General features: G+C 31.8%; 5 protein-coding genes. 2 read left to right on the top strand and 3 right to left on the bottom strand.

Annotation, left to right across the window (positions count from 1 at the left end):
* Nucleotides 1–105: 105 nt before the first annotated feature.
* Nucleotides 106–1,164, bottom strand: coding sequence for a sodium:solute symporter (locus tag F0000_RS26300; protein ID WP_149627677.1), 1,059 nt, complete (start codon nucleotides 1,162–1,164; stop codon nucleotides 106–108).
* Nucleotides 1,165–1,274: 110 nt separating this feature from the next.
* Nucleotides 1,275–1,481 carry a hypothetical protein gene (locus F0000_RS26295; RefSeq protein ID WP_149627676.1) on the bottom strand — a complete coding sequence of 69 codons (207 nt, stop codon included), beginning with the start codon at nucleotides 1,479–1,481 and terminating at the stop codon, nucleotides 1,275–1,277.
* A 113-nt stretch (nucleotides 1,482–1,594) separates the two neighbouring features.
* Here F0000_RS26295 and F0000_RS26290 point away from each other — a divergent pair, with 113 nt between their 5' ends.
* Nucleotides 1,595–1,954 carry a hypothetical protein gene (locus F0000_RS26290; RefSeq protein WP_149627675.1) on the top strand — a complete coding sequence of 120 codons (360 nt, stop codon included), beginning with the start codon at nucleotides 1,595–1,597 and terminating at the stop codon, nucleotides 1,952–1,954.
* Between the two features lie 472 nt (nucleotides 1,955–2,426).
* On the opposite strand, the gene F0000_RS26285 is transcribed toward F0000_RS26290, so the two are convergent.
* Entirely contained in the window at nucleotides 2,427–2,678 is a 252-nt protein-coding gene (locus F0000_RS26285; protein ID WP_149627674.1) for a hypothetical protein, read from the bottom strand.
* A gap of 831 nt (nucleotides 2,679–3,509) precedes the next feature.
* Here F0000_RS26285 and F0000_RS26280 point away from each other — a divergent pair.
* On the top strand, nucleotides 3,510–5,522 hold the full coding sequence (locus tag F0000_RS26280) for a hypothetical protein (RefSeq protein WP_149627673.1): 2,013 nt from the start codon (nucleotides 3,510–3,512) through the stop codon (nucleotides 5,520–5,522).
* Nucleotides 5,523–5,635 lie beyond the last annotated feature (113 nt).

Below are 5,635 nucleotides of genomic sequence, written 5' to 3'. Positions count from 1 at the left end.
TTTTTCTTTATGCAAGGCAAAAAAATCAAGCATAGCTATAGCTACGGTTTATTTTTTAAACGAAGTAGAAAGGAAAAAGAAACGATGAATATGCGAAATTTTTAGTTATAAATCGTATAACACTGTTATAATCATAGAATAACGAAGCGATTTTACTTTATTCTCTTGTTTTGTAGCATATATAAGATGAGAGGCTACTGCAAACATAGAAGTATCAGCAGTACTCATAAGTCCTGCAAAAAAAAGCACTATTAATAATGGGGCCCAGGATGCAGGTATAAAATTTTGCATAGCATATACAAATACCATATCAGGATCTAACGTAGTAGTTTTGGTATATACAAATAGTCCTAATACTAATAGGATAAAAGCGATTACTAAAACAGGGATGATGGCAAATCCCATTCCTTTTTTTAGAGATTTTTCATCTTTTGCAGCATAGCATAGTTGATATCTGTCTGCCAAACCGAATACAGAAAGTCCTCCATAAAGTACTAACCCTACAATACTACCAATTTTTACATGTTCAGCAGTACTGGTTGCCAGAATCAATTGAAACTCTTGCATATCAAACATTGCAAAAACTAAAATAAATAAAAAGACTATGATAATAAAAGCTTGAATTATATCAGTTATAATAACTGCTTTGAATCCAGAGAGTAATACATAAATCAGTACTACAGAAGCTGTAATTAGCAAAGAGACTTCATATGAAAACAACTCAAAAAATGTTATGATTTTTGCACCACCAACTAAAGATAACAAAACCCAGAAAAACTGGATTATAGTAGTAATACTGTTGGTGATAAAAGCTGTTTTTCTATTACCTGTTACAAACAATGGGATATCTCCTTGTGTGTAAAAATTACCTTGTAGAGATAATTTTTTAATTCTTGGCGCTGCCCAAAAAGCAAATACCAGATATCCAATAACTGATCCAATTGACATAGCAAATAATCCCCATCCGAATTTGTAGGCATATCCCGTGTATGTAATTAGAGTGCTTACTCCAATAGCTCCTGCAAATTTTGAGAAAAGTATAGCCCAACTACTTTTGTTTCTTCCTCCTATTAGAAAATCTTCCTGAGAAGAGGATTGGGAGATATAGATTGATAAACCAATAATGAGTATGACATGGGTAATCAGGAATATATAAATAGGCATAAGTGGTTGTTAAACGTACATATATGTAAATGGTCAAAAAAAGATGAGGTTGTCAGGAATCAAGCTTAGGAATAATAAATTAATTGGAAAAACTTTTTTACACCTATTAATCATTTTTTTATATCCACGATATCGGTGATTTCTACCTCCATATAGTCAGCAATTTTTTTTAAACGCTGGTAGTCTTTGGCTAAATTTTTTCTTTTTACAATATAGTCACCAGCTTGTGGACTAATCCCTAACGCCTTAGAGATTCCATAAACTGTTTTACTTCTTTTACTTTGTTTAAGCAATTTTTTCAGCTTCTTGTTAACCATTGTGTTTACAAATATTTGGATTTAAATATACAAATAAATTTTTATTAAAAAATTACTTGTATAATAAAAATATATATGTATATTAGATTATTGCAAATCAAAACCTTAAAAAAATGAAACTCATATTGATTACTGCAGTTTTTTGTACCTTTTTTGTAAGTGCTAAAGCAAGTGTAACGCCACTTAATACTGATAAGGAAAAGAGAAAGACTGAAACGAAAAATGAAAAAGAAAAGATAGCTTCAGAAGCTAAAAATTTTCATTCTATTAAGAAATGGAAAGTTACTATTGAACACGATAATGGAGATCGTATCTCCAAAATAATACAAGTGAAACAAGGCTCTAAACGTAGCGCTATGGAAACAGCTTTTAATGAAGCCGAGAGATATTTGAAAACACTAAAAAAAGTAAAAACATATAGTGTATCTCCTGTTTCAAAGAATTCTTTTGTATTGTTAGTAGGAGGGGAGTAGTTATTGTTTAAGATAAAAAAAATGATAACTATTATTTGTCTTAAAATAGGATATAATGAATATTCTATTCACAGTATGTCTTCAGATTACGTTATTAATTTAAAATGACTCTGGGTTCTTCAATGCTCAAGCTATAGAAATCATCTTTTTTACAATCGAGGCTATATAAAGAGAAGAGAAAAGGTGAAATAATAAAAAAAGACTATCCTTTCAGATAGCCTCTTTTGGGGTATTATGACAATGGTAATTACGCTAGAATAATACGGTTTTGAGATGTTCTTCTAAAATTATGAGGGCATAAAAATTAGAAGCTTATTCTCTACATTTAAAGCTTTATAGTAATTGAGTATGTGAGAAATGAGTGATTTGGCGCAAGATTGCATTAAGCATTCTTAAGTCTAGTTCTCAATGTGGGGTAATTTTAACTTTTTAAAATTAATCCTCATTTAACTCACATCCTCAATTTTATTTTTTAACAAAAATCTTCTCTTAAATAAAACATCAGTTTGGCTTTATCACTAAAACTTTTTATGGTAATAATCTCACCATTTAATTTATTATAGATCACTTCAGCAAAAAGAAAATCTAAATAAAAAACACTGTAATAAAAGTCACGATTCCTGTCATTTATTGTAAATAGATGAATTCCTTTGTTCCAGATATGATTATATTTTTGAGTCATATTCTTAGCATTGAATTGCTTTTCTAATGTAGTTTTTTGCATAAGTATTATTGTTTTAAGATTTAAAGGCAGTTCTAAATTACGGAAAAACCGTAATAAAACAAATTTTAAAGAGTAAAAAGTTGAAAATTCCCTATTTATTACTTGTATTATTTAATAAATGAAGCCGTAATGTTGATTATTCCCTCATTTTTAGCAGTAAAAACACGTAGGTCGTTACTAAGTTTATTGTATCGTCTTTACTAATAATCAAGAAAATAGATACGTATTAAATGATAAGACTCTTGATTTGATCCTCAAGCTTTGTTTCTCAATTACTATTTTAAAATCACAGAATTTTATAAGAGCATCGGTATCAGAGTAACAATTAGCTCGTCATTAAATTTTATATCATATAAAAACATTATAAAAATAACGGATCATTGTATACAAGCTATTTTTTGATTTGCTATCAAACAAAGAGAAATTCTAATAATTATAGCCTAGAAATTATAAATTCTGTTATTTTTTTTAAAATATGCATCACTATTAGTAAGAGAAGTTATTTTAAACATATCTAAATCAGCAGTTCTTAGATGAAATCACCATAAACTGAATCAAATTATTTTTTCATTTCGGAGTGTAACACAAAAAGAAATGATTTTAGTAGGTAATTTCATTTGTGAATAATATTAGATACTTATACTACCAATTCTGATTCGAGTTTGCTTTTAAGAAAAAAACTAGAAAAAAATCAGCATAGTCTTATTACTATTAATTTTAACTTTGAAGTATCAGACAAAAAGATACAATTTCATTGGATAAATTTAAATTGAGAGTGGTATAAAATAATTTTTCTACGCATAAAAAATCTTAATTAATTTCAGTTTAAAAATGGAGAAACTTAATCGTTATCTAGCGTTAGGGCTAGGAGTATCTGTAATATCAATTGGGGGATTGATCTTTTCTCGATTAGAGAAATCACAGGGAGCATTAGAAAAAAGTATTATAAGTATACGAGAAGAGCACAAAGAACACCTAAAAAACAGTCCATTCGTACAAAGTCTGAAAATGAATAAATCCGAGAGAAGAGCTCAAGGTCTTCCGCCAGATAAGTATTTTGAACAAATGTGGGAATTGACAATGAATCCTCAGACAGGAAGAACAGAACCAGAAAAACTATATCAAGTTAGAGAGGAATTATTAAAAAACATTTCAAAACGTTCACCTGGTGATGCACCAAATAATCCTTGGATAGAAAGAGGTCCCAATGATATTGGTGGAAGGACAAGAGCCATTATGTTTGACCCTAATGATACTTCTGACAGGCGCGTATATGCTGGAGGAGTTAGTGGTGGATTGTGGGTAAACAATGATATCACCTCAGTAACATCGCAGTGGAGTCGTGTGCAAAATGTACCAGGAAATCTTTCAGTAACTTCTATTACAGTAGATCCCAGAAATTCTAACATCTGGTATGTGGGTACTGGAGAACAATATACAGGGGGTAATGTTGTCGGGAATGGCGTGTACCGTTCTATTGACGGAGGAACGAGCTGGCAAGCACTAGCCATCCCACCAGCAGGCAGAGATACATTTGATTTTGGTAGTGCCGATCTATTTCTTTCTGGAATTTTTTATGTAAACGATATCATTGCCTGGAATAATACCACCCAGAATCGTACAGAATTATTTGTCGGGGTAGGAGCACATGTATACGGAGATGCAGAAAACCCCAGAAATTGGTTAGGATTACAAAATGCTGGATTGTATAGATCCATTGATGGTGGAAATACATGGAATCGACTAGAATCTAATAACCTGAAATTTGATTATTTTGGAAATGATTTTTTTATTATCCCTAATGATTTTGAAATAGGAGTAGATAATACTTTATGGATGGGAACTATTCAAATTTCTGGAGTAGGTATCAATATAGGCGGAAGAGTATTTAGTTCTACAAATGGAGCCACCTGGATAGAAGCAGGAGCATCTCCATTAGCAAATTCCAATCGTGTGGAATTAGAAACTTCAACCACAAATCCAAATAAAATTTATGCATTAACTGAGGGGAGCGGGGCATCACCAGTACATATTTATAAAACAACTAATAAATTCAACTCTGTAACAGAAACCAACATACCCAATGACGCGGATAATGGAATTCCTGCAAATGATTTTACCAGAGGACAGGCATTTTATGATTTAATGATCGAGGCAGATCCTACAAATGACAATATACTCTATGTTGGTGGTATCGATATTTTTAGATCCTCGAATAGTGGAAACTCCTGGAGTCAAATATCCAAATGGTCTAATAACAATAGCTTATTTAGTTTGCCAATTTCCTTGGTACATGCAGATCAACATGCAATGGTATTTCGTCCTGGAAACTCTAACCAGGCTATTTTTGGTAATGATGGAGGTGTCTATTATGCCAATAGTTTATCTACTGCACAGAATACCAATACAGTTGGCGCAAGAAATAATAACTATAATGTAACCCAATATGTAAAAGCAAGTATTGGACCAGATGGTAGTGGTGATACTTCTGGAATTTTTACTGCTGGAGCTCAGGATAACGGAACTCAGGCTTTTAGAAACACGATCCCAGGAATCAACAGTTCTGAAGAATTATCCGATGGAGATGGATTCTATACCTTCGTAGATAAAGATGGTGACTATATGATAGCTACTTTTGCCTACAATACTATTTATAGATTTAATCTGCCATGGGACGGATTAGGAAGAGCACAATTAGCACATACGTTTTTAGCAAATGAAGTCTCAGGAGATTTTGTAAATCAAATGGGCTATGATAGCGATGCCAATTTTCTACTTGCTAATGCGTCTATAGGTACTAATTATAGGGTAAAAACTATTGATGTTGCTAACAATCCCTCATAGACCCCAGAAACTTCAGTACGTAGGCTAACGTAAAATTCGTAATTTACTGGGTATTAACTTTAGCTCTTTGCAAGGCCGTTTTTTAAAGTGTTGCTGCTTTTTTTAGTAAGCAC

The organism is Aquimarina sp. RZ0, from assembly GCF_008370685.1.
Classification (GTDB): Bacteria; Bacteroidota; Bacteroidia; order Flavobacteriales; family Flavobacteriaceae; genus Aquimarina.
Note: the sequence above shows the minus strand (reverse complement) of the source record. Positions and strands in the feature narration are given on the sequence as shown.

What these genes read in the sequence shown, in the direction of transcription:
- F0000_RS26300 (WP_149627677.1), bottom strand. Translation starts at nt 1,164, where the DNA reads ATGCCTATTTATATATTCCTGATTACCCATGTCATACTCATTATTGGT.
- F0000_RS26295 (WP_149627676.1), bottom strand. Translation starts at nt 1,481, where the DNA reads ATGGTTAACAAGAAGCTGAAAAAATTGCTTAAACAAAGTAAAAGAAGT.
- F0000_RS26290 (WP_149627675.1), top strand. Translation starts at nt 1,595, where the DNA reads ATGAAACTCATATTGATTACTGCAGTTTTTTGTACCTTTTTTGTAAGT.
- F0000_RS26285 (WP_149627674.1), bottom strand. Translation starts at nt 2,678, where the DNA reads ATGCAAAAAACTACATTAGAAAAGCAATTCAATGCTAAGAATATGACT.
- F0000_RS26280 (WP_149627673.1), top strand. Translation starts at nt 3,510, where the DNA reads ATGGAGAAACTTAATCGTTATCTAGCGTTAGGGCTAGGAGTATCTGTA.